This window comes from Ideonella flava, from assembly GCF_051857595.1.
GTDB lineage: Bacteria > Pseudomonadota > Gammaproteobacteria > Burkholderiales > Burkholderiaceae_C > Ideonella.
In genome coordinates this window covers 102964-125105 of sequence record NZ_JBPZHD010000010.1, presented here as the reverse complement: position 1 = coordinate 125105, position 22142 = coordinate 102964, and the positions used below count along the sequence as shown (strand labels likewise).

Sequence of the window (22142 nt, the reverse complement as noted above, 5' to 3'; positions counted from 1 at the left end):
TCAATTTGCACCTTTCCATGGCCTGCCCCGATCTCGTTGGCGCGACTGGCGTCAGCAAAAGCACCACCGCCTCGATGCCGTTGTATGCGGCGCCGATCAAGATCTACCCGCGCAGCGTCACCGGTCGCTACGACCGTTGGCGATGGGTGATGGTGTGGCTCACCCAGGCCTTCTTCTACGGCATGCCCTGGCTGGCCTGGAACGGGCGCCAGGCCATGCTGTTCGACCTGGAGACGCGGCGCTTCTATGTCTTCGGGCTGATGTTGTTCCCGCAGGACTTCATCTACCTCGCCGCGCTGCTGGTCATCAGCGCCCTGGGCCTGTTCCTGTTCACCGCGGTGGCCGGGCGGCTGTGGTGCGGCTACGCCTGCCCGCAGACGGTCTACACGGAAATGTTCATGTGGATAGAGCGCCGGCTGGAGGGCGACCGCGGCGCGCGCATGCGGCTGGACAAGGCGCCCTGGAGCCTCGAAAAGCTGTGGCGCAAGGGCGGCAAGCACCTGGCCTGGGGACTGCTGGCCCTGGCCACCGGCTTCAGCTTCGTCGGCTACTTCACCCCCATCCGTGAACTGGCGAGCTCCGCCGCGGGGCTGCAGCTTTCGGGCTGGACGGTGTTCTGGATCCTGTTCTACGCCGGTCTCACCTACGGCAACGCCGCCTGGGTGCGCGAGCAGATGTGCAAGTACATCTGCCCCTACGCGCGCTTCCAGAGTGCCTTGATCGACAAGGATTCGCTGATCATCACCTACGACGCGACGCGCGGCGAGCCTCGCGGCTCGCGTCCGCGCCACACCGAGGCACGCGCCATCGGCCGAGGTGACTGCGTGGACTGCACCCTGTGCGTCCAGGTCTGCCCGACGGGCATAGACATCCGCAAGGGCCTGCAGAACGAGTGCATAGGCTGCGCCGCCTGCATAGACGCCTGCGACGGGGTGATGGACAAGCTGGGGGCGCCGCGCGGCCTCATCCGCTACGCCACGGCCCAGGGCATGGAGCGCGGCTGGACGCGACTGCAGATGCTGCGCCGCGTGCTGCGGCCGAGGGTGCTGGTCTACTTCACCGTGCTGTCGGCCGTGAGTCTCGCCTTCGTGCTCTCGCTTGCAACCCGCGCCCCCTATCAGGTCGACGTGCTCAAGGACCGCGCTGCGCTGGCGCGCCAGGGCGAGGATGGCGGCATCGAGAATCTGTACCGCATCCACATCGGCAACCGCAGCGAGCAACGGCAGACCGTGCGCCTGCAGGCCTCCGGGCTGCCGGGTCTGCAGGTGCTCGATGCCAGCGAAGTGGTGCTGGAGCCGGCGGGGATCGCCTCGCTGCCCGTGCGGCTGGGACTGCCGCAGGATCAGGCCGCGGCTGCAAGCCGGGGCTCTCATGCCGTGCAGCTGACGGTCAGCCGCGTGGACGGCCGAAAGAGCGACCAGGCCAGCGCGGCAGCGAGCTTCTACGTGCCGGAGTGAGGCCTCAGCAACGACCCTGAGGGGCCTCGCGCCGCGGCAACAAGGTTTGTGTTGTCGCAAAACCTCTTCGTCGAAGGCTCTCCACAGTCGGGTGCATGGACCTGGAGGACGACACCATGCTGCCGACCCACACACCGACTCACTCGCTGCCCGCCTTGCCGCAAGCGCTCGAATCGCGCGGCTGGAGCGTGGAACTCGCGCCACCCCTGTCGGAGGCCGAGCTGCTGCGCCGGGCCTTCGCACCGGCGATCTTGTCCGATGCCGTCGTGGCGCATCTCCTCGATGCGGCGCGGCTCGTGCGCTGCGCGCCGGGCCCCTTCCTCATCGCCACGCCCCGCCGTCCCGAGCCTTCCTGGTGGCTGCTCGCGCGGGGTCGGATCGCGCTGGGCGCGCGAGCTCCTTCCGGACAGTTCGTCGAGCGGCGCGGCATCGCCCCGGGCGAATGGCTGGAGACGGCCGGCGCGATGTCGGCCCCGGGCACCTGGCTGGAGGCGGCCGAATGCCGCACCGCGGTGGAGTTGCTGGCCATCCCGCTGGATTCGCTGAACGAGGCCTGCGCGATCGATCCGGCCTTCCCGCAGGCCTACGCCGCCGTGCTGGCGCGTCGCATCCGCGAACTCAACGACAACCTGCAGGACCTGACCGGGGCCGACGTGACCGGTCGCGTGGCGCGCTGGCTGCTGCGGCAAGCCTGCGAGAAGGATGTGGATGGGCTCACGCAGCTGCGGCTGACCGAGCGCAAGCAGGCCATCGCACGCCACCTCGGCACGACCTCGGAGTCGCTTTCGCGGGCGTTCAGGCGCCTGACCGATGACGGCTTGATCGCGGTGCGCGGCTACGACGTCACCCTGCATGACCTCGATGGCCTGCAGCGCCTGGCCTATCCGGCGGTGTGAACGCGAGGGGGTGGCGCCTCAGGCCGGCGTATAGGCGATGCGCACGTAGATGGGCGCGAAGGCCTCGGCCTGGGTGATCTCGAGCAGGCGCTCGCGCGCCAGCTCCAGCATGGCGATGAAGGTCACCACCATCACCGGGGTGCCCCGGCTGACGTCGAACAGGTCCTGGAACTCGACGAAGCGCTCGCCCTGCAGGCGGCGCAGCACCACGCTCATGTACTCGCGCACCGAGAGCTGCTCGCGCGAGATCTTGTGGTGCTGGTGCAGCTTGGCCCGCTTGAGGATGTCGAGCCAGGCGTCGCGCAGTTCGTCCACCGAGACATCCGGGAAGCGGGGAGCGAGCGACTGCTCGACCGTGACCTGGGCACGCCAGAAGTCGCGGCCCATCTGGGGCAGGGCGTCCAGGCGCGCGGCGGCCAGCTTCATCTGCTCGTACTCGAGCAGGCGGCGCACCAGCTCGGCCCGGGGATCCTCGGGCTCGGCGCCGTCGTCCGTCTTCTTGGGCGGCAGCAGCATGCGCGACTTGATCTCGATCAGCATCGCGGCCATCAGCAGGTAGTCGGCCGCCAGCTCCAGGTTGTGCTGGCGGATCTGGTCGACGTATTGCAGGTACTGCCGGGTGACATCCGCCATCGGGATGTCGAGGATGTTGAAGTTCTGCTTGCGGATCAGGTACAGCAGCAGGTCCAGCGGGCCCTGGAAGGCCTCGAGGAAGACCTCCAGCGCGTCGGGCGGGATGTACAGGTCGGTCGGCAGCGCGAACAGCGGCTCGCCGTACAGGCGGGCCACCGCGACGCCGTCGATCTCCTGCGGTGTGTCCACTTCAGGCGCCACCGGGGGCGGCAGGCCGGCCGCCGCCGCGCCCGCGCTCGAACTCACTGCTTCGGCTCGGTCTGGTAGACGTAGGGCTTCTGCGGCACCCGGGCGGCAGAGTATTCGGCCAGGGCTTCACGGTCCTGCGGACGGTCCCACAGCAGGCCGCGGCCGGCGCGCTGCTCGGCCTCCAGCGTGGGCTTCTTCGCCCTGAGCTCATCGATGAACTGGGTGACGTCGGACTTGTAGGGTTTCCAGAACAGCGGCATGGCTTGAGGCTCAGGCGGGTGAGGGGCAGGGCAACGGGCCATTTTAGCCGGCCGACCCTGACGGGGGGCCATCGTCCAGCCGGACATGCGCCAGCGTCGGCACGATGTTCTGCGCGCCGAGGATCGCCTCGAAGCCGGAGCGCCGCACCAGGCCAAGCGGCTGCTCGTTGACGTTGGCCAGCACCAGCGCGATGCCCCGCCGCTCGAGCACCCGATGGAGCTGCTCCAGCGCGTCCAGCCCCGAGGTGTCGAGCGAGATCAGCCGATGCATCTCGAGCACCACGGCTCGGGTGCCTTCGGGCACCTGCGATGGCAGGGCCTCGACCTTGCCGACCGCACCGAAGAACAACGCGCCGAAGAGTTCGAACACCTGCACGCCCGGCTGCAGCTCGCCGCTGGCATGGGGCGAGACGCGGAACAGGTCGCTCATCCGGTAGATGAAGAACGCACAGGCCGCCAGCAGGCCCATCTCGACGGCCACGGTGAGGTCGAAGACCACCGTCAGCACGAAGGTGCCGAGCAGCACCACGCGATAGGGCAGCAGGAAGCGCCTGAGGCGGGCGAACTCGCGCCACTCGCCCATGTTCCAGGCCACGAAGAGCAGGATGCCGGCCAGCGCGGCGAGCGGCACGTGCAGGGCGAGCGGAGCGGCCGCCAGCATGATCGCCAGCAGCGTCACCGAATGGATGATGCCGGCCACCGGGCTGGCGGCGCCGGCCCGCACGTTGGTGACCGTGCGGGCGATCGTGCCGGTGGCGGGGATGCCGCCGAAGAAAGGCGCGACGAAGTTGGCGGCGCCCTGGGCCATCAGCTCCTGGTTGGGATCGTGGCGCGGCAGCGCGGTGAGGTTGTCGGCCACCCGGGCGCACAGCAGCGACTCGATGGCACCGAGCAAGGCGATGGTGACCGTCGGAATCACCAGTTGCTTGACGGTGGCCCATTCGAAGGCCGGCAGGGCAAAGGCGGGCAGGGACTGCGGGATGCCGCCGAAGCGCGTGCCTATGGTCTCCACCGGCAGCGAAAGGAGGTGGGCTGCCAGGGTCGTCGCGGCCAGCGCCACCACCGTGCCCGGCAGCTGGGCGGCATGGCGCCGCAGCTTCTGCATCACGCCCACCGGGGCCATCGGCATGGCATAGGTCTTGGGCCACAGCACGACGATCGCGAGGCTGGCCCCGCCCACCGCCAGGGCCCAGGGATTGAAGGTGTCGAGGTGCCGCGCCAGCGTGCCGATCTGGGTGAAGAAGTCGGCGGGCAGCTTGGGGATGGCCAGGCCCAGCAGGTCCTTCACCTGCGACAGGCCGATCAGCACCGCGATGCCGTTGGTGAAGCCGATGACGATGCTGACGGGGATGTAGCGAACCAGCGCGCCGAGCTTCAGCAGGCCCATCACGAACAGCAGCACGCCGGCCAGCGAGGTGGCGATGAGCAGGTTGGCCAGGCCGTATCGCTCGACGATGCCGTAGACGATGACGATGAAGGCTCCGGCCGGGCCGCCGATCTGGACGCTGGAGCCGCCCAGGGCGGAGATGAGAAAGCCCGCGATGATGGCGGTGAACAGCCCCTGCTCGGGCTTGACGCCTGCGGCGATGGCAAACGCCATGGCCAGGGGCAGGGCCACGATGCCCACGGTGAGGCCGGCCCCCAGGTCGGCGAAGAAGTGCGAACGGCGATAGCCCGCCAGCGCGTCAACCAGACGTGGGCGGAAGCGGTGAAGTGAGATCGGCAGCGGCATGGGTCCTCCGGGAGACAGGGTGTGCGGCGATGACGAGCCGCACCGGAGGACCGCAGTGGTGGACGCGCGCCATGAAGCGGCGGCGTGGCGACAAGCCTGTCACCTGCGACTCGCGTCGCGCATGACCGGCCTGCCGCAGCGGGCGCATCAGCGCACCCGCATGCCCGGCTGGGCGCCGGGGAAGGGTTCGAGCACGAAGATGCCCGGGTGGCTCTTCTCGTCCGCATGGCTGGCGGCGAGCACCATGCCTTCGGACAAGCCGAATTTCATCTTGCGCGGCGCCAGGTTGGCGACCATCACGGTCAACTTGCCGATCAGGTCTTCGGGCCGGTAGGCGCTCTTGATGCCGGAGAAGACGTTGCGCGTGCGGCCTTCGCCGACGTCGAGCGTCAGCCGCAGCAGCTTGTCCGAGCCCTCCACGTGCTCGGCGTCGACGATCTTCGCGATGCGCAGGTCGACCGCGGCGAAGGTGTCGATCTTGATCTCGGGCCCGATCGGCTCGCCGCCCGGCAGGGCAGCGGCCTCGGAGGCCGCCGCCGGCGGCTCGAACAGCGCATCGAGCAGCTTCGCATCGACGCGCTGCATCAGGTGCTCGTAGGCGCCGATGGTGTGCGCGCCGAGCGCCCGGGCGGCATCGGCCAGGACCAGCGGCTCCACGCGCAGGAAGGCCTCGACCCTGGCCGCCATCGCCGGCAGCACCGGCTTGAGGTAGATCGTCAGCAGCCGGAAGGCCTCGATGCAGGTGCTGCACACGTCGTGCAGCGCGGCCGAGTTGTCGGGGTTCTTGGCCAGGTCCCAGGGCTTGTGCTGGTCGACGTACTCGTTGACCTTGTCGGCCAGGGACATGATCTCGCGCAGCGCCTTGCCGAACTCGCGCTCCTCGTAGAGCGACTCGACGGTGGTGCGGTGGGCCCGCAGCGTCTCCAGCAGGCTGGACCCTTCCACGCCGAGATCGCCCGACAGCGTGCCGCCGAAGCGCTTGGCCAGGAAGCCCGCGGCGCGGCTGGCGATGTTGACGTACTTGCCCACCAGGTCGGAGTTGACGCGGGCGATGAAGTCGTCGGGGTTGAAGTCGATGTCTTCGACGCGGGCGTTGAGCTTGGCGGCGATGTAGTAGCGCAGCCACTCGGGGTGCATGCCGAGCTCGAGATACTTCAGCGGCGAGATGCCGGTGCCGCGGCTCTTGCTCATCTTCTCGCCGCTGACGGTGATGAAGCCGTGCACGAAGACATGATCCGGCACCTTGCGGCCCGAGAAGTGCAGCATCGCCGGCCAGAACAGGGTGTGGAAGGTGGTGATGTCCTTGCCGATGAAATGGACCTGCTCCAGCGCCGGGTCGGCGAGCAGGGCGTTCATGTCCACGCCGCGCTTGGCGCAGTAGTTGGCCAGCGAGGCGAGGTAGCCGACCGGCGCATCCAGCCAGACGTAGAAGTACTTGCCGGGCGCATCGGGGATCTCGATGCCGAAGTAGGGCGCGTCGCGCGAGATGTCCCAGTCGCCCAGGCCCGACTTGCCTTCGGCATCGGTGGCGAACCACTCCCGGACCTTGTTCAGGACCTCGGGCTGCAGCCGGCCCGGCTCGTTCATCCAGCCCTGGAGGAACTCGACGCAGCGCGGATCCGACAGGCGGAAGAAGTAGTGCTCGCTGCTCTTGATCACCGGCGTCGCGCCGGACAGGGCCGAGTACGGGTTCTTCAGCTCGGTGGGCGTGTAGACCGCGCCGCAGACCTCGCAGTTGTCGCCGTACTGGTCCTTGGAGCCGCAGCGGGGGCACTCGCCCTTGATGAAGCGGTCGGGCAGGAACATGCCCTTGTCGGGGTCGAAGAACTGCTCGATGGTGCGCACGTCGATCAGCTCGTTCTTGCGCAGCGCGAGGTAGACCTCCTTGGCCAGTGCATGGTTCTCGGGCGCGTCGGTCGAGTGCCAGTTGTCGAAGGCGATGTGGAAGCCCTCGAGGTAGCGCTGGCGGCCGGCGGCCACCTCGGCCACATAGGCCTGCGGCGTCTTGCCGGCCTTCTCGGCGGCGATCATGATCGGCGCGCCGTGCGTGTCGTCCGCGCAGACGAAGTGCACTTCGCCGCCGCGCATGCGCTGGAACCGCACCCAGATGTCCGCCTGGATGTACTCCATCATGTGCCCGATGTGGAAGGGCGCATTGGCGTAGGGCAGGGCGGTGGTGACGAAGAGCTTGCGGGTCATGGCGGGGCGCCGGTTGGGAACGATGTCTTGTCGCCGTGGCGAAAATGTCGATTCTAGGCGCGCCCATTGCTCGAGCGACCCTGCCGCGCCTGTCCGGAGATCCTCATGAGCAAGGCACCACGCCTGTTGTCCTGGCCCGTGGCCGCCGTGCTGGCCGGGCTGGTCTCGGCCTGCACCAGCTACGGCACGGGATCGCTGCGAGGCGGCGACACCGCAAGCGAGGTGCTGAAGGACATGGGCCCTCCCACCGGGCGTTATCCTCTGCCCGGCGGCGGCAGCCGGCTGGAATTCGCTCGCGGCCCCTTCGGCAAGCACACGTACATGGTCGACCTGGACGCCGACGGCCACGTGCGCCACTGGGACCAGGTGCTGCGCGAGGACCTGTTCAACCAGGTCGTGCCCGGGATGACCAGCGAAGAGCTGCGCTTTCGCTTCGGCCGGCCCAGCCACGTGAACGGAATATGGCGTGGCGCCACGGTCTGGTCCTGGCGCTACGAATCGCCGTTCTGCCAGTGGTTCCAGGTGACGGTCGAGCCCTACGGTCACGTGCGCGACGCCGGCTACGGCCCCGACCCCTTGTGTGAAGTGAACGACCGCGACGACCTCCCATGACGATCCGACTGCACGGCATCCCCAACTGCGACACCGTCAAGCGCGCCCGCGCCTGGCTGACCGACCAAGGCGTGGCGCACGAGTTCATCGATTTCAAGAAGGCCGGCGCCAGCGGTGCCGACCTTCAGCGCTGGGCCGCCGCCGTCGGCTGGCAGCAATTGCTCAACCGGCAGGGCACGACGTGGCGCAAGCTGGACCCGGCCGTTCAGTCCGGGATCGTCGACGAAGCCAGCGCCCGCCGGCTGATGCAGGCTCAGACGAGCGTGATCAAGCGGCCGGTGGTCGAATGGCCCGGAGGATCGGTCAGCGTCGGCTTCTCGCCGGCCGAGTGGGAAAAGCGACTGACTCGGAACTGATTGTTCAATTTGTGACTGGCTGCAAGGGGTGCACCCGGGAGGGTGTACTGACCGGTCACAACTGGTGACGAAGGGCGGCCGGCTGGACCGGTTCGGCACTACATCATCGCCGGCTTCGGCCGATTCCGCATGCAGCGCTGCTCGGGTCGAGCAGCCCCTGCTGAAGCCGCTACCCACCATGATCGAACATCCCGACCGCGAGGGTCTCCCTCGTCGGCGCTGGCCTTGCGCTGGCCCGCTCAGCCTGATTGCCCTGGTCGTGCTCGCCGCCTGTAGCGGCGGGGGCGGCGAAGACAGCGCCGACACGCAGGAGGCCGAAAGGCGGCAGGCACAGGCCGCCGGGGCCGAAGGCCTGGGGGCGCTGGCAACGCAGGCCGATGCGGTCCGCCTCGCCCACCAGGCCACCTTCGGCCCGACCGAGGCGCTGGTGGCGGACATCCAGGCCAAGGGGGCCAAGCCCTGGATCGTCGAGCAGTTCGGCCTGGCCACTTCGCGCTACACGCTGGGCGGCGACGACTCGGCGGACAAGAACACCTCGCGCACCGACTTCTGTTCGCTGCCCGACCAGATCAACAACAAGAACTGCTGGCGCGACTACTACTCGGCCGAACCGCTGGTGTGGGACTTCTACCGCAACGCGGTGCGCAACCCGGACCAGCTGCGCCAACGCGTGGCGCTTGCCCTGTCGCAGCTGCTGGTGATCAGCAACGTCGACGTCGACGGCACCTACGGCCTGCGCCTGTACCACAACGCCCTGCTCAACGGCGCGCTCGGCAACTACCGCGACCTGCTGCGCAAGGTGGCCCGCTCGCCGATGATGGGCGAGTACCTGAACCACGTGAACAACGATGCCGCGGCGCCGAACGAGAACTTCGCCCGCGAGCTGCTGCAGCTGTTCACCATCGGACCCTGCAGGCTCAACACCGACGGCAGCCTGTACGGCGGCAGTTGCACGGCGACCTACGACAACGACCGCATCCGCTCCTACGCGTATGCACTGACCGGCTGGACGTATCCCGCCGGCGGCGCCAACCGCTGGGGTTGCTGGCCGACTGGCGCCAATTGCCACTACCTCGGTGGCGACATGGTCGAGGCGGGGGGCACGCTGCGCGACACCCAGTCACGCAAGCTGCTGCAGGGCGTCGTCGTGCCGGCCGGCTCGAGCGCCACCGCCTCGCTCGAGAAGGTGCTCGACAGCCTGATGGCCCATCCGAACATCGGGCCCTACGTCTCTCGCCACCTCATCCAGCAGTTGGTGACGAGCAATCCCACGCCGACGTACGTGGCTCGCGTCGCCAAGGCCTTCAACACCGGCCTGTACGTGGACATCGGCAGCGGCGTCAAGGGTGACCTCAAGGCCACCGTGGCCGCGGTCCTGCTCGACAAGGAAGCCCGCAGCGCCACCCCGACGGCGGCCGCCGGGCGCCTGCGCGAGCCGATCCAGTTGTTCACCGGCGCGATCCGCGCGATCGGCGGCAACACCGACGGCGCGGTGTTCGGCTACTGGCAGGGCGAGGCGCTGAGCCAGCATGCCTTCCGTTCGCCCACGGTCTTCAACTACTACGCGCCGGATTTCCCCGTCAGCGGCACCAGCCTCGTCGGCCCGGCCTTCGGCATCAACAACGCCAGCACCACGCTGAACCGCATGAACTACCTGAGCATGCTGTTCGACTGGGGCGGCTCCAAGCCGGAAGCCGACATCCCCGGCGCCATCGGCACCTTCGTCAAGTACGACGCCTGGGTGGCCGACGCCACCGACGCCGGCGTGCTCGTCGACCGCATGAGCCGCCTGGTGCTGGGCACCACGCTGCCCGAGCCGGCGCGAGGCAAGGTGATCGACGCCGTGGCGCAGTTCAACGACAAGTCCTGGCCCGACACCTGGCGCCAATGGCGTGTGCGCCGCGCCGCCTGGCTGGTGCTGGCGTCGCCGCAATACCAGATCGTCCGCTGACACCCGAAACACCGCGAGCCTCACCATGACCCGCCCTCATCCTGCTCAAATTCGTCGGCGCGACTGGCTGCGCCTGTTCGGTGGCGCGGCCGGCCTGGCCGCCCTCGGCGGCATCGGCACTCTCGCCGCGCCTCGCACCGTCCAGGCTGCGGACTACCGTGCCCTGGTCTGCATCCACCTGTTCGGCGGCAACGACAGCTTCAACATGCTGGTGCCCACCGATGGCACCCGCCATGGTCAGTACTTCGCCGCCCGTGGCGAGCTGGCCCTGCCGCAGGCGGCGCTGCTGCCGCTGGCGGGCAGCCAGTACGGTTTCCACCCGGCGATGCAGTCGCTGCTGCCGGCCTGGTCCGCCAAGCGCCTGGCGCCCGTGCTCAACGTCGGCCCGCTGGCCGCGCCGCTGACTAAGGACCAGTACCTGGCCGCGGGCGCCAATTCGCCGCTGGTGCCCGACAACCTGTTCTCCCACTCCGACCAGCAGCGCGCCTGGGAGGGTGCCAGCTCCAGCAGCCTGGCGCGCACCGGCTGGGGCGCCCGCACGGCCGAGGCGCTGGCCACGACCTATCCCGTGATCTCGCTCGGCGGCAACAGCCGCTTCAGCACGGGCGACACCGGCTTCGGCCTGGTGCTCCCGGGCCCGGGCGGCCAGTTCGCCGCCAGCGGGCTGCGCCCCGAAGACATGTCCTGGGTGGCCAACCAGAAGCGCAAGGCGGCGGTGGATGCCCTTTACGCGCCGGGTCAGGCCAGTCAGCTGGGCGAAGTGTTCGCGGCCATGCAACGCGACGCGTTCACCATGTCCGACCGCCTGGCCGGGCTCGTCGCCAGCAAACCGGGTGATCCCTCGGTCCCCGCGGCGATCGATGCCGCCTTCGCCCCGCTCATCGAAGGCACCGGCCTCGCCACCGATCTGGCAGGCCAGCTCTACCAGATCGCCAAGCTGATCGCCGGCCGCCAGCAGGTGCAGGGCGATCGCCACATCTATTTCGCCGGCATCGGCGGCTTCGACACGCACGCCGGACAGATCGACAACGGCGACAGCACGCAAGGCCTGCATGCCGGCCTGCTGGCGGAAGTGGCCGATGCCATGGCTGCCTTCGACAACGCCATGCAGGGCCTGGGCCTGGGCCAGCAGGTCACCGCTTTCACGCAGAGCGACTTCGGTCGCACCTTCGTGCCCAACAACAGCCATGGGTCCGACCACGGCTGGGGCGGCATCCAGCTCATCTGCGGCGGCGCTGTGCAGGGGGGGACGACCTACGGCACCTACCCGACGCCCGTGCTGGGCGGCCCCGACGACGTGGGCGTGCAGGCCTGGGAGATGCAGGGCCGCTGGATCCCGACGGCCAGCGTCGACCAGTACGCCTCGACGTTGCTGAGCTGGTTCGGCGCCACCGGCGCGCAGATCGACACCATCCTGCCGGGCCTCGCTGCCTTCGGCACCAAACGCTCTCTCGGCTTCATGGCCTGACGCCCGGCGTCAGCCGGCAGGCAGTTCCAGCTGCAAGGTGCCGCTGCGCGACCAGGCCTCGGCCTCCTCGCGCAGCAGATGGACCGTGCGCGGCTGGGTCGCTGCCCAGTCGGGCCGCCAGCGCAAACGGGCGTTCTGGCCGCGCCTTTCGAGATCGATGGCGTCGCTGTCGACCGGCGCGCGGGCGTGGCACTTGATGACGGCCAGCCGCAGGCACAGCAACTGCCAGGCAACGCCATGCCGCGTCAAAGCCTCGTCGATCTTGCGCAGGCCGCCGCGCTGGCCCAGCACGAGATCGGCCACGCGCCGCTGCTGGCTCTGCGAGAAGCCGGCTGCATCCACATTGGCGACGAGATACGAGCTGTGGCGGTGGTGGTCGTGGTGCGACACCATCAGCCCGACCTCGTGCAGGTCGGCGGCCCAGCGCAACTCGTTGCGCCGCTCGGTGTCAGCCTGGGGTTCGAGCTGGCGATGCCAGCGCAGCGCCTGCTCGCGGACCCGGCGGGCCTGCTCCAGGTCGACGGCGAAGCGGTGCTGCAGACGCTGGACGGAGTCGTCACGAAGGTCGTGGCCGCGTTCCTGGTGGCGGGCGAGCAGGCGGTCATGCAGGTCGATGATCACGCCTTGCCGCAGGGCTCCCTTGGCCGGCAGGAGGGTGTCGATGCGGAAGTGGGTCGCCAGCGTGTACAGGATGGCCACTCCGCCCGCCAGCACCGCCTTGCGTTCAGGCTTGAGGCCGGGCAGCGAGATCCTGTCCGCCGAGCCGGCCGCGAGGCATTCGCCGATCAGCCAGCGAAGACCTTCGGGCGTGATGCGGCCGTCGGTTCGGCCGCTGGCCGCGAGCACTTCGGAAACCGCGCCGGCCGTGCCCGAGGAGCCGAGCGCCTCGCGCCAGCGGTCGGGCGTGTAGGCGGCCAGCGCTTCTTCCAGCTCCGCCCCGGCGGCGACCTGCGCGGCGCGAAAGGCCTCGGCGGTGTAGCGGCCGTCCGGGAAATAGCGCATCGACAGGCTGACGCTGCCGACGCGGAACGATTCGGCCTGACGGGGTGTGCGGCCCTTGCCGAGGATCATTTCTGTCGATCGGCCGCCTATGTCTATCACCAGCCGCGGCTCGTTCGAGGGCTGCAGGTGCGACACGCCGGCGTAGATCAGGCGGGCCTCTTCGCGGCCGGAGATCACCTCGATCGGCAGGCCGAGCACGGCTTGTGCGCGCTCGAGGAACGCGTTGCGGTTGCGGGCCTCGCGCAGCGTCTGGGTGGCCACGGCGCGCACCTGCGCCGGCTCCAGCCCGGCCAGGCTCTCGCGGAAGCGCTTGAGGCACGCCAGGCCGCGCTGGGCGGCTTCGTCGGTGAGCATGCCCTCCTCGTCGAGCCCGGCGCCGAGGCGAACGGTTTCCTTCAGGTAGAGCTGGCGGCGGTAGCGGCCTTCGCGGATCTGGCCTATTTCCAGCCGGAAGCTGTTGGAGCCCATGTCGATGGCCGCGAGCAGGCCGGAGGGGGAGGGCAAAGTTAGGGACATGGCCACGAATTGTGCAGGCGAAGCGGAAGGCGACCCGGCAGAATTCGCCCCAAACGACCTCTCGAGCCGAATGTGGCTTCGCCACTGGCTTGAACCCCCGCGGGGGCGGGCTGCGCGCAGTCCGGCCCTGGGGCCCTCAGTGGAGCGAAGAAAGACATGTTGCGGATGACATCCCGGTTCGAGAAACCCGCGCCCCTGCTGCGCGCCAGCCGGCATGCCCTGAAGCTGGTGGCCCTGGCCGCGCTCGCCGGATGCGGCGGTTCGCTCGGGCCGGACGAGTCGTCGCAGGTCGAGGAGGATCGCCAGCGCAACCACGCCGCCGCGCCGGTCGATTACGGCGCCGGCCCTGGCGTGGCGTACGACGAACCGCAGGACCTGGGGCGAGAGTCCGCCCTGGCCCAGCAGCAGATCGCGGGCATCACCGTGCCCACCGGCCCGGCGGACGCCAATGTCAAGGGCGTCTTCGGCGCGCCCTTCACCTGGCCCATCATCCCGCTGCACACCATCCTGCTGCCCGACGGCCGGGTGCTGAGCTATGGCAGCAAGCCCAGCGGCGTCCAGGGGGCACTGCTGCAGTACGCCCTGTGGGATCCGGCACTGGGCATGGGGGCGAAGTCCAAGCTGATGCTGTCCAACACCACCGGCACCGACATCTTCTGCGCCGGTCAGGCCTTGCTGCCCGGCAGCGGCAACGTGCTGATCGTCGGTGGGGACCGCATCGTCAATGGCCAGCGCAACTACGCAAACCGCGACGTCAATCTGTTCACGCCGGCAGACAACGCGCTGACGAAGCAAAGCCAGTCGATGGCCTACCAGCGCTGGTATGCCACCTTGGTCACCACAGCCAGCGGCGAGCAGGCGGTGATAGGCGGCCGGGACGACCGGTACTACGAAGGCGACGCCCAGTACCCGCCGACCGAGGACACCTACGCCAGCACCCCAGAGGTCTACAGCGCGACCACCGGCTGGCGCACGCTCACCACCGCCAAGAGCGACTTCGCCTATGGCTCGGTGCTGCAGAGCTGGAACTACCCGCGCGCCTGGTGGAGCCCGGACGGCAAGGTCCTCATCCTGGTCACCTCCGGCAAGATCTTCTCGCTCGATGTCAGCGGCACCGGCACGGTCGTCCAGTTGCCCGGGACGCTGCCCCCGGGCAACTACAACCTGCCGGCGGCGATGTACCAGCCGGGCAAGATTCTTTCGGTGCGTGACGCCGGCCAGGCCGTGGTCGTCGACGTGAATGGAGCAACGCCCGTGGTGACGCCGACCGCCTCGCTGATGGGGGACCGGCAGTTCGGCAATGCCACCGTTCTCGCGGACGGCAAGGTCTGGGCCAATGGCGGCTCGTCGACCGCCAACGACCTGGTCGGGGCCTTCTACGACTCCGAGACCTGGGACCCGGCGACCGGCGTTTGGACACCGGCAGCCACCGCGGCCAAGGCGCGCCTGTACCACAGCATCTCGATGCTGATGCCGGACGGCACCGTGCTCACCGGCGGCGGGGGAGCGCCGGGCCCGGTGTCGAACATGAATGCCGAGATCTACTTCCCGCCGTACCTGTACAAGAAGGACGGCTCCGGTCTGCCGGCGACCCGCCCCGGCATCGTGACCGCGCCTTCGGCCGCCAACTGGGGCGATGCGATTCCGGTGACGATGAACAACAAGAACGCCGTGGCCCGCGTGACGCTGGTGCGCTTCGGTGCCGTCACCCACGCCTTCAGCAACGAGCAGCGCTTCCAGGACGTGGGCTTCACGCAAAGCGGCAAGAACCTGACGGTGACCCTGCCGGCATCGGCCCACAACGCGCCGCCGGGCTTCTACATGCTGTTCGCGATCGATGCGCAGGGCGTGCCGTCCAAGGCCAAGGTGCTGCGCCTGGGCAGCTGAGCCCAGCATGCCGGGGCGGCCCGCCGCGCCGCATGAACTAAGATCCGCTCCTGTCGCCGCGCCCCACCGGGCGCGGCTTTGCTTTCGCCTGCCGCCGAATGACCCTGCTCTACATCATCGCCGCCACGCTGATCGGCGGCGTGCTGTCGGTGGTGATCGCCGCATCGATGACCTTCGCGGTGCTGGGCTGGCTGGTCAAGCACCTGGTCAGCCTTTCCACCGGCGTGCTGCTGGCCACCGCCCTGCTGCACGTGCTGCCCGAGGCTTTCGAAAGCAGCGTCAGTCCGCATGCGCTGTTCGCCACCCTGCTCGGCGGGCTGCTTTTCTTCTTCCTGCTCGAGAAGGCCGAGCTGTACCGGCACGCCCACCACCACGAGGGCGACGGGCACGGCCACCATCATCACTTCGATGCCGAACAGGCCGGGCGCGGCGGCTTCAGCGTGCTGGTGGGCGACAGCATCCACAACTTCTGCGACGGCATCATCATCGCTGCCGCCTTCCTCGTGAGCCCGGAGTTGGGCGCCACCACCTCGCTGGCCATCATCCTGCACGAGATCCCGCAGGAGGTGGGCGACACCATCGTGCTGATCAACGCGGGCTTCAGCCGCCGCAAGGCGCTGCTGTACAACGCCTTGTCGGGCCTGACGGCCGTGGTCGGCGGAGTGCTCGGCTACTTCGTGGTCGGCGCCTGGCAGCCGGTATTTCCGTACCTGCTGGTGGTGGCCTCGAGCAGCTTCATCTACGTGGCCGTGGCCGATCTCATCCCGCAGATGCAACGCCACCTGCCCTGGCGCGAACTGCTGGCCCAGGTGGCCTGGATAGGCGCCGGCCTGGCGCTCATCCTCGTCGCCACGCACTGGTTGCACGGCGGCTGACGGAGCGCCCGTCGCCGTGCCGCGGCGTCACTTGACGACCAGGATGGGCACGGTGCAATGGGTCAGCACCTTCTGCGTCTCGCTGCCCAGCAGCAGCGCGCTCACGCCACGCCGCCCATGCGACGCCATGACGATCAGGTCGCAGCCCTGGTTCTTGGCGTGGTCGGTGATCGCTTCCCAGGGGTGCAGGGCTTCGATCGTGTGGCCGGCACAGGCCAGGCCCTCCTTCGCAGCCTCGTCGACGACGGCCTTCACGCGGGCCGAGGCGATGCGCTCCTGCGCGTCGTAGAACTCCTGCGGCGGCACCGGCTGCATCTCCGAAATGGCGCTGTAGGGGAAGGGCTCCTTCACACTGATCGTCGACAGCTTGGCTCCCAGGGTCTTGGCCAGCGTGATCGCGGTCGTGACGGCCTTGGCGGTGATGTCCGAGCCGTCGGTCGGGACGAGGATGTTGCGGTACATGCGGCAGTCCTTTCTCGTGATGGCCGGGCCGCGGCCGGGCACGAGCGAAGTGTTGCGCGTTCGCCGCCGCTTGTCTTGACCCCTGTCAAGGGCGGGTCGCGTCGTCTCTTCGGTCCTGCTCGGGCCGCCTTCAGGACCGCGCGATCGGCCGGTCCGCGTCGGCCGACCACTCGCTCCAGGATCCGGGGTACAGCGCGGAGCCCCGCAACCCTGCGGCCTCCATCGCCAACAGGTTCTGGCAGGCGGTCACGCCGGAACCGCAGTAGTGCGCGATGCGTTCCGGCGCGGCGCCGAAGCCCTCGAAGACGCGGCGCAGTTCAGTTGAAGCGCGAAAGCGACCGCTGGCTTCCAGGTTGTCCTTGAAGAAGCGGTTGCGGGCGCCCGGGATGTGGCCGGCCTGGGTGTCCAGGGGTTCGACTTCGCCGCGAAAGCGTTCCGGCGCCCGGGCGTCGATCAACAGGGTGGCACCGGGGTCGGCCAGGAGGCTGGAGGCGTCGATGGTCGGCATGCCGGAGGGGCGCAGCGGATAGCCCTGCGCCACGGACGCATGGGGCGTCGCGCCTTCCTCCAATGGCCCGCCGGCGGACTGCCAGGCGGCGAGCCCGCCATCCAGCACCGCGACTTCGGCGTGGCCCATCCAGCGCAGCAGCCACCACGCGCGAGCCGCGTACGGGCCGCCCTGCGCGTCATATGCGACGACCGGCGTGCTGGCGTGCACGCCCCAGCGCGCCAGCGTCGCCGCGAAGGCCTCCCTCGTGGGCAAGGGATGCCTGCCGCCGTCGACCGGGCCGCGCGTGGTCTTCTGTCCGCACAGGTCGCGGTCCAGGTGCGCGTAGCGTGCTTCAGGCAGATGCCGAGCGGCGAACGCGGCCTCGCCGGCGTTGACATCGGCCAGGTCGAAGCTGCAATCCAGCACCACTGGCCAGCCAGGCGTGCCGTGGCGGGCGAGAAGGTCGTCGGCGCTGATCAGTGGGGTGGCAAGCGGCTGGGCCATGTTGGTTTCAGGATTCGAAGGTGGAGGTGTCGTGGGCCGCGGCGGCGGCGCTGCGCTGACGCAGGCGCGTGGCGGCCAGTCCGGCCCCGATGATCAGCGCCATGCCGGCCAGCGCACTGGCCGTGACCGGATCGTCGAACAGCAGCACGCCGTAGACGAAGGAGAACACGATCCCCATGTACTGCAGGCTCGCGTTCGACAAGGCCTTGCCGATCGCATAGGCGCGGGTCATGAGCATCTGGGCCACGGTGGCGAGCACGCCGGTCGCCAGCAACAGGGCGATGCCCTCCCAGGCGTGGGCATGGGCGCCCGTGGCGAGCGTTAGCAGCCCGCCAGCGACCAGGCCGCCCAAGGAGAAGTAGAAGACCACGCGGTACTCCGGCTCGCCGACGCGTCCGAGGGCCGTGACCTGCATGTAGGCCATCGCCGCGCAGACTCCCGACGCGAGGCCTGCCAGCGCACCGCGGAACTGGTCTCGCTCCAGCGTGGGCTGGAGCACCAGCGCCACGCCGGCGAAACCGGTGAGCACCGTGGCGATGAGGCGCGGGTCGATGCGTGCCGAGCCGAGCAGGACGGCGCCGCCGATCAGGAACAGCGCCATCCAGACCGAACTCATGTAGTTCAGGGTGATGGCGGTGGCCAGGGGCAGCTGTCCGATGGCGTAGAACCACAGCACCAGCGAGACCACGCCGATGAGGCTGCGCCAGAAATGCATCCCCGGCACGCCGGTCCGCAGGCTGCCGCCGCGCACGCTCGTCAGGCCGGCGATGAACAGCATGCCCACCAGGCTGCGGTAGAGCACGATCTCGCCGGCGTTGTAGTGGGCCGAAGCGAGCTTCACGCACACGCCCATCGTCGAGAACAGCAACGACGCCAGCAGCATCAGGACAGGCGCGGACATGCTCAGCCGCTCAACCCCATCGCTTCGCGCACGTCCTTCATCGTCTGGCGGGCGATGGTGCGGGCCCGCTCGGTGCCCATCTCGACGATCCAGTGGACCTGCTTGGGATTGGCGAGGTAGTTCTCGGCCCGCTCGCGCCACGGCAACTGCTCGCGCTGGATGGCCTCTATCACCGGCTGCTTGCAATCCAGGCAGCCGATGCCGGCGGTGGTGCAACCTTGCTTCGCCCAGGCCTGTGTCTCCTGGCTGGAGTAGAGCTGGTGGAAGGGCCAGACCGGGCAGCGGGCCGGGTCACCCGCGTCGGTGCGCCTTACGCGCTGCGGATCCGTTGGCATGCGCCGGACCTTCTGCTCCACCACCTCGGGGGCATCGCGCATCTCGATGGCGTTGCCGGCGCTCTTGCTCATCTTCTCGCCGTCGAGCCCAGGCAGTCGCGACGTCTCGGTGAACAGCGCGGCCGGCTCCGGCAGCACAGGCTCATCGCGGTCGCGGCCGTACAGGTGATTGAAGCGGCGCGCGATCTCGCGCGTGACCTCGACGTGCGCGGCCTGGTCTTCGCCCACCGGCACGAAGTTGGCGCGGTAGATCAGGATGTCGGCCGCCTGCAGCAGCGGATAGCCCAGGAAGCCATAGGTCGACAGGTCCCGGCCGGGCTGGGTCGAGATCTGGTGCTTGTAGGTCGGCACCCGTTCCAGCCAGGACACCGGCGTGCCCATGGCCAGCAAGGCGAAGAGCTCGGCGTGCTCCGGTAGGCGGCTCTGGATGAACAGGGTGGCGCGCTTCGGGTCCACGCCCGCGGCCAGCCAGTCGACCACCATGTCGTACACCGTGTGCTCTATGACCTGGCGCTCCTGGTAGTGGGTGGTCAGGGCATGCCAGTCGGCCACGAAGAAGAAGCAGTCGTGATCCTGCTGCAGACGCACCCAGTTCTTCAGGGCGCCGTGGTAGTGGCCGAGGTGCAGGGCGCCGGTGGGGCGCATGCCGGAGACGACGCGGGCTCGCATGGGGGCCGATTCTGGCAGACGCATACACTCTCGCCCCTCATGAAAAGCATCGTCATCCTGGTGTCCGGCCGAGGCAGCAACATGCAGGCCATCGTCGAGCGTTGTGCCGCCGAAGGCTGGCCGGCGAAGGTCGTCGGCGTGGCCAGCAACCAGCCCGGGGCCCCGGCGCTCGCCTGGGCAGCCGGGCGGGGCATCGCGACGGCGGCGGTCGATCACAAGGGCTTCGTGTCGCGCGAGGCCTTCGACGCCGAATTGCGCAGGGTCATCGACCTGTGGCAGCCGGACGTGGTCGTGCTCGCCGGCTTCATGCGCATCCTGGGCGCAGCCTTCGTGCGCCACTATGAGGGGCGCCTGCTCAACATCCATCCGTCGCTGCTGCCGGCGTTCACCGGGCTGCACACCCATCGCAGGGCGATAGAGGCCGGGTGCAAGGTGGCAGGTGCGAGCGTGCACTTCGTGACCCCGGAGCTCGACCACGGTCCGATCGTGGCGCAGGCCGCCGTGCCCGTGCTGCCGGGCGACGACGAGGCCTCGCTTTCGGCCCGCGTGCTGGAGCAGGAGCACCGGCTCTATCCGATGGCCGTGCGCTGGTTCGTGCAGGATCAGCTGAAGGTGGCCGATGGCGTGGTCACGCAGCTGGCCGGCGAGCCGCAGCTGATCTGCGGCTGAACCGCCTCAGGGACTGATGGGCAGCAGGCCCGCGCCTATGTTGATCGCCAGGGCCAGGATGGCGGTGTTGAAGCCGAAGGACAACAGGGCCTGCAGCAGCACCAGCCGGCGCATCGGGCGGCTGGTGATCACCACGTCCGAGGTCTGGGCGGCCACGGCGATGGTGAACGAGAAATACAGGAAGTCGGCGTAGTTCGGCTTGAACTCGGGATCGTCGTCCGGGAACCTCAGGCCGGCCGGCGGGCGGTGACGGTAGTAGTGGCTCGCGTAGTTGAGCGTGAAGACCACCGGCAGCAGCAGCCAGGCCCCCACGACCGTGCTGACCGTCAGGGCAACGTGGCCCAACGCCAGCGGTGCGCCGGCCTGACCATGGTGCACCGAGGCCAGCTCGGCCACGATGGCCGCGAGACTGGCCACCGACGCACCCACCACCAGCCCGAGCACCACGGCTGCACCGGGCGTCTGCGCGATGGCGCTGCGTCGCAGGTGTGCATGGTCGGAACGCAGCATCAGCCACGTCATGAGCGCGAGGTAGGCCCATACGCCGACGTTCCATCCGGCCAGCACCCGGCCGATGACCGTGCTGGCCGGTGCGAGCCAGCCGCCGACCAGGCCGATCAGGACGGCCACCGACATCCTCGGCCGCACCGCGACGTGAATCCACAGCCGCTTCACGGTGCCACGGGATAATCCATCCATGCATCCTAATGCCCTGCTGGACCTGGCCACCGACCTGCTGCGCCAAGTGCTCAAACTCGACCAGCCGGCCGACTCGGTCGTCTCTTCCTTCCTCCGCCAGCATCGCAACCTCGGCCCGCGCGAGCGCCACAGCCTCGCCGAGACCGCCTATGCCGTCCTGCGCCGGCGGCTGCTGCTGGCGCACCTGGCCCAAAGCGGTTCGGGCGCGCTCGAGCGCCGGCTTGCGGCGCTCGCATGGCAGGGCAGCGACACCTTCCTGCGCGGCGCGCTGGGGCCGCAGGAGCAGAAATGGCTGGCCGAGGTCAAGGCCGTCGACACGGCCGGACTGCCCGAAAAGCTGCGCCACAACCTGCCCGACTGGCTGGCAGCGTTGCTCAAAAACGAACTGGGCGAGGACTTCTGGCCGCTGGTCCAGGCCCTCGATCAGCCGGCGCCGCTGGACCTGCGCGTGAACACGCTGAAGGCCAAGCGCGAGGAGGTCCAGGCGGCGCTCGCCGCGGCCGGCGTGCAGGCCGAGCTCACGCCGTACTCGTTGTGGGGCTTGCGCATCCACGGCAAGCCGGCCCTGCAGAAGCTGGAGCTCTTCATCCGCGGCGATGTCGAGGTGCAGGACGAGGGCAGCCAGCTGCTGGCCGCGCTGCTGGCACCCAAGCGCGGCGAGATGGTGGTCGATTTCTGCGCCGGCGCCGGCGGCAAGACCCTCGCGCTGGGCGCATGCATGCGCAACACCGGGCGGCTGTACGCCTTCGACGTGTCCGGGCATCGGCTCGACGCGCTCAAGCCTCGCCTGGCACGCAGCGGCCTGTCCAACGTCTACCCCGCCCAGATCGCCCACGAGCGGGACGACCGGGTCAAGCGTCTGGCCGGCAAGATCGACCGGGTGCTCGTCGACGCGCCTTGCTCCGGCCTCGGCACGCTGCGTCGCAATCCCGACCTGAAATGGCGCCAGTCGCCAAAGGCCCTGGAGGAGCTGAGCGTCAAGCAGCACGACATCCTGGCCAGTGCCGCGCGCCTGGTGAAGCCGGGCGGGCGGCTGGTCTACGCCACCTGCAGCCTGCTCAGGAAGGAAAACGAAGCCGTGGCCGAGGCCTTCGGCACCGAACATCCCGACTTCGAGCCCCTGGCGGCGGGCCCGGCACTCGCGTCGTCGCAGGTATCGCGTGCCGAGGAGCTGGAAAGCAGCGGGCATCTACGCCTGTGGCCTCATCGTCACGGGACCGACGGGTTCTTCGCGGCGGCGTGGCAGCGGCGCGCCTGATCGGGCGCTCGCCGCGGTCAGTTTCGTCGCTGTGAGGCACCGTGGCTTGATTTATGCCCAATGAGGTCAATCTGTCGGATTGGACGTCCGACGGCAGGTAATTTCCCCCATTCCGTGTGACC

Annotated in this window: 20 protein-coding genes; 10 read left to right on the top strand and 10 right to left on the bottom strand. The window is 69.1% G+C overall.

The features are described from left to right. Positions 1-17 precede the first annotated feature (17 nt). Both ccoG and ACS5PM_RS22015 read left to right on the top strand, forming a co-directional pair. Entirely contained in the window at positions 18-1457 is a 1440-nt protein-coding gene (gene ccoG / locus ACS5PM_RS22020; protein ID WP_439389847.1) for a cytochrome c oxidase accessory protein CcoG, read from the top strand. A 95-nt stretch (positions 1458-1552) separates the two neighbouring features. Then, positions 1553-2353, top strand: coding sequence for a Crp/Fnr family transcriptional regulator (locus ACS5PM_RS22015; RefSeq protein WP_439389846.1), 801 nt, complete (start codon positions 1553-1555; stop codon positions 2351-2353). 18 nt (positions 2354-2371) lie between these two features. On the opposite strand, the gene ACS5PM_RS22010 is transcribed toward ACS5PM_RS22015, so the two are convergent. The 4 genes from ACS5PM_RS22010 to metG form a co-directional block, all read right to left on the bottom strand. Then, the gene (locus tag ACS5PM_RS22010; protein WP_439389845.1) at positions 2372-3232 is read right to left on the bottom strand and encodes a segregation and condensation protein A; all 861 of its coding nucleotides are present in this window, start codon (positions 3230-3232) and stop codon (positions 2372-2374) included. Further along, positions 3229-3435, bottom strand: a complete 207-nt coding sequence (locus ACS5PM_RS22005; protein WP_439389844.1) for a DUF3460 family protein — start codon at positions 3433-3435, stop codon at positions 3229-3231. Before ACS5PM_RS22005 ends, ACS5PM_RS22010 begins: the two co-directional genes overlap by 4 nt. 43 nt (positions 3436-3478) lie before the next feature. Beyond that, positions 3479-5167, bottom strand: a complete 1689-nt coding sequence (locus ACS5PM_RS22000) for a SulP family inorganic anion transporter (RefSeq protein ID WP_439389843.1) — start codon at positions 5165-5167, stop codon at positions 3479-3481. A gap of 147 nt (positions 5168-5314) precedes the next feature. Further along, positions 5315-7366 (bottom strand): methionine--tRNA ligase, encoded by a 2052-nt coding sequence (metG, locus tag ACS5PM_RS21995; protein ID WP_439389842.1) that lies wholly within the window; start codon positions 7364-7366, stop codon positions 5315-5317. 105 nt (positions 7367-7471) lie between these two features. Here metG and ACS5PM_RS21990 point away from each other — a divergent pair, with 105 nt between their 5' ends. From ACS5PM_RS21990 to ACS5PM_RS21975, 4 genes are all read left to right on the top strand, one after another. Continuing rightward, entirely contained in the window at positions 7472-7978 is a 507-nt protein-coding gene (locus ACS5PM_RS21990) for a hypothetical protein (RefSeq protein ID WP_439389841.1), read from the top strand. After that, complete coding sequence (locus ACS5PM_RS21985; protein WP_439389840.1) at positions 7975-8334, top strand: arsenate reductase; 360 nt, start codon at positions 7975-7977, stop codon at positions 8332-8334. The genes ACS5PM_RS21990 and ACS5PM_RS21985 overlap by 4 nt, the downstream gene beginning before the upstream one ends. A gap of 178 nt (positions 8335-8512) precedes the next feature. Beyond that, positions 8513-10285, top strand: coding sequence for a DUF1800 domain-containing protein (locus ACS5PM_RS21980; protein WP_439389839.1), 1773 nt, complete (start codon positions 8513-8515; stop codon positions 10283-10285). 25 nt (positions 10286-10310) lie between these two features. Next, entirely contained in the window at positions 10311-11753 is a 1443-nt protein-coding gene (locus tag ACS5PM_RS21975) for a DUF1501 domain-containing protein (RefSeq protein ID WP_439389838.1), read from the top strand. Between the two features lie 9 nt (positions 11754-11762). Here the strand turns inward: ACS5PM_RS21975 and ppx are convergent, their stop codons facing one another. Next, on the bottom strand, positions 11763-13271 hold the full coding sequence (gene ppx, locus ACS5PM_RS21970; RefSeq protein WP_439389837.1) for an exopolyphosphatase: 1509 nt from the start codon (positions 13269-13271) through the stop codon (positions 11763-11765). 165 nt (positions 13272-13436) lie between these two features. Here ppx and ACS5PM_RS21965 point away from each other — a divergent pair, with 165 nt between their 5' ends. Both ACS5PM_RS21965 and ACS5PM_RS21960 read left to right on the top strand, forming a co-directional pair. After that, positions 13437-15158: a galactose oxidase early set domain-containing protein gene (locus tag ACS5PM_RS21965; protein ID WP_439389836.1), complete on the top strand. Its 1722-nt coding sequence runs from the start codon at positions 13437-13439 to the stop codon at positions 15156-15158. A 98-nt stretch (positions 15159-15256) separates the two neighbouring features. After that, positions 15257-16033: a ZIP family metal transporter gene (locus tag ACS5PM_RS21960; protein ID WP_439389835.1), complete on the top strand. Its 777-nt coding sequence runs from the start codon at positions 15257-15259 to the stop codon at positions 16031-16033. A gap of 27 nt (positions 16034-16060) precedes the next feature. Here ACS5PM_RS21960 and ACS5PM_RS21955 read toward each other — a convergent pair whose 3' ends face one another. The 4 genes from ACS5PM_RS21955 to trpS all read right to left on the bottom strand — a co-directional run bounded on the left by ACS5PM_RS21955 (position 16061) and on the right by trpS (position 19394). After that, positions 16061-16495 carry a universal stress protein gene (locus ACS5PM_RS21955; protein WP_439389834.1) on the bottom strand — a complete coding sequence of 145 codons (435 nt, stop codon included), beginning with the start codon at positions 16493-16495 and terminating at the stop codon, positions 16061-16063. Between the two features lie 130 nt (positions 16496-16625). Further along, on the bottom strand, positions 16626-17489 hold the full coding sequence (locus ACS5PM_RS21950) for a sulfurtransferase (protein WP_439389833.1): 864 nt from the start codon (positions 17487-17489) through the stop codon (positions 16626-16628). A gap of 7 nt (positions 17490-17496) precedes the next feature. Further along, complete coding sequence (locus ACS5PM_RS21945) at positions 17497-18390, bottom strand: DMT family transporter (RefSeq protein WP_439389832.1); 894 nt, start codon at positions 18388-18390, stop codon at positions 17497-17499. A 2-nt stretch (positions 18391-18392) separates the two neighbouring features. After that, positions 18393-19394, bottom strand: a complete 1002-nt coding sequence (gene trpS, locus ACS5PM_RS21940; protein ID WP_439389831.1) for a tryptophan--tRNA ligase — start codon at positions 19392-19394, stop codon at positions 18393-18395. A 39-nt stretch (positions 19395-19433) separates the two neighbouring features. On the opposite strand from trpS, the gene purN reads away from it, so the two are divergent. After that, positions 19434-20063 carry a phosphoribosylglycinamide formyltransferase gene (gene purN / locus ACS5PM_RS21935; protein WP_439389830.1) on the top strand — a complete coding sequence of 210 codons (630 nt, stop codon included), beginning with the start codon at positions 19434-19436 and terminating at the stop codon, positions 20061-20063. Between the two features lie 6 nt (positions 20064-20069). Here purN and ACS5PM_RS21930 read toward each other — a convergent pair whose 3' ends face one another. Further along, the gene (locus tag ACS5PM_RS21930) at positions 20070-20738 is read right to left on the bottom strand and encodes a DUF1345 domain-containing protein (RefSeq protein WP_439389829.1); all 669 of its coding nucleotides are present in this window, start codon (positions 20736-20738) and stop codon (positions 20070-20072) included. A gap of 22 nt (positions 20739-20760) precedes the next feature. Between ACS5PM_RS21930 and ACS5PM_RS21925 the strand changes: the two genes are divergently transcribed. After that, on the top strand, positions 20761-22020 hold the full coding sequence (locus tag ACS5PM_RS21925; RefSeq protein ID WP_439389827.1) for an RsmB/NOP family class I SAM-dependent RNA methyltransferase: 1260 nt from the start codon (positions 20761-20763) through the stop codon (positions 22018-22020). The last annotated feature ends 122 nt before the right edge of the window (positions 22021-22142 follow it).

Coding starts and splice junctions, on each gene's coding strand:
- ACS5PM_RS21955 (WP_439389834.1), bottom strand. CDS start 16,495: ATGTACCGCAACATCCTCGTCCCGACCGACGGCTCGGACATCACCGCC.
- ACS5PM_RS21980 (WP_439389839.1), top strand. CDS start 8,513: ATGATCGAACATCCCGACCGCGAGGGTCTCCCTCGTCGGCGCTGGCCT.
- metG (WP_439389842.1), bottom strand. CDS start 7,366: ATGACCCGCAAGCTCTTCGTCACCACCGCCCTGCCCTACGCCAATGCG.
- ppx (WP_439389837.1), bottom strand. CDS start 13,271: ATGTCCCTAACTTTGCCCTCCCCCTCCGGCCTGCTCGCGGCCATCGAC.
- ACS5PM_RS21985 (WP_439389840.1), top strand. CDS start 7,975: ATGACGATCCGACTGCACGGCATCCCCAACTGCGACACCGTCAAGCGC.
- ACS5PM_RS21965 (WP_439389836.1), top strand. CDS start 13,437: ATGACATCCCGGTTCGAGAAACCCGCGCCCCTGCTGCGCGCCAGCCGG.
- ACS5PM_RS21945 (WP_439389832.1), bottom strand. CDS start 18,390: ATGTCCGCGCCTGTCCTGATGCTGCTGGCGTCGTTGCTGTTCTCGACG.
- trpS (WP_439389831.1), bottom strand. CDS start 19,394: ATGCGAGCCCGCGTCGTCTCCGGCATGCGCCCCACCGGCGCCCTGCAC.
- ACS5PM_RS22005 (WP_439389844.1), bottom strand. CDS start 3,435: ATGCCGCTGTTCTGGAAACCCTACAAGTCCGACGTCACCCAGTTCATC.
- ACS5PM_RS21925 (WP_439389827.1), top strand. CDS start 20,761: ATGCATCCTAATGCCCTGCTGGACCTGGCCACCGACCTGCTGCGCCAA.
- ACS5PM_RS21975 (WP_439389838.1), top strand. CDS start 10,311: ATGACCCGCCCTCATCCTGCTCAAATTCGTCGGCGCGACTGGCTGCGC.
- ACS5PM_RS22000 (WP_439389843.1), bottom strand. CDS start 5,167: ATGCCGCTGCCGATCTCACTTCACCGCTTCCGCCCACGTCTGGTTGAC.
- purN (WP_439389830.1), top strand. CDS start 19,434: ATGAAAAGCATCGTCATCCTGGTGTCCGGCCGAGGCAGCAACATGCAG.
- ACS5PM_RS21950 (WP_439389833.1), bottom strand. CDS start 17,489: ATGGCCCAGCCGCTTGCCACCCCACTGATCAGCGCCGACGACCTTCTC.
- ACS5PM_RS21960 (WP_439389835.1), top strand. CDS start 15,257: ATGACCCTGCTCTACATCATCGCCGCCACGCTGATCGGCGGCGTGCTG.
- ACS5PM_RS21990 (WP_439389841.1), top strand. CDS start 7,472: ATGAGCAAGGCACCACGCCTGTTGTCCTGGCCCGTGGCCGCCGTGCTG.
- ACS5PM_RS22015 (WP_439389846.1), top strand. CDS start 1,553: ATGGACCTGGAGGACGACACCATGCTGCCGACCCACACACCGACTCAC.
- ccoG (WP_439389847.1), top strand. CDS start 18: ATGGCCTGCCCCGATCTCGTTGGCGCGACTGGCGTCAGCAAAAGCACC.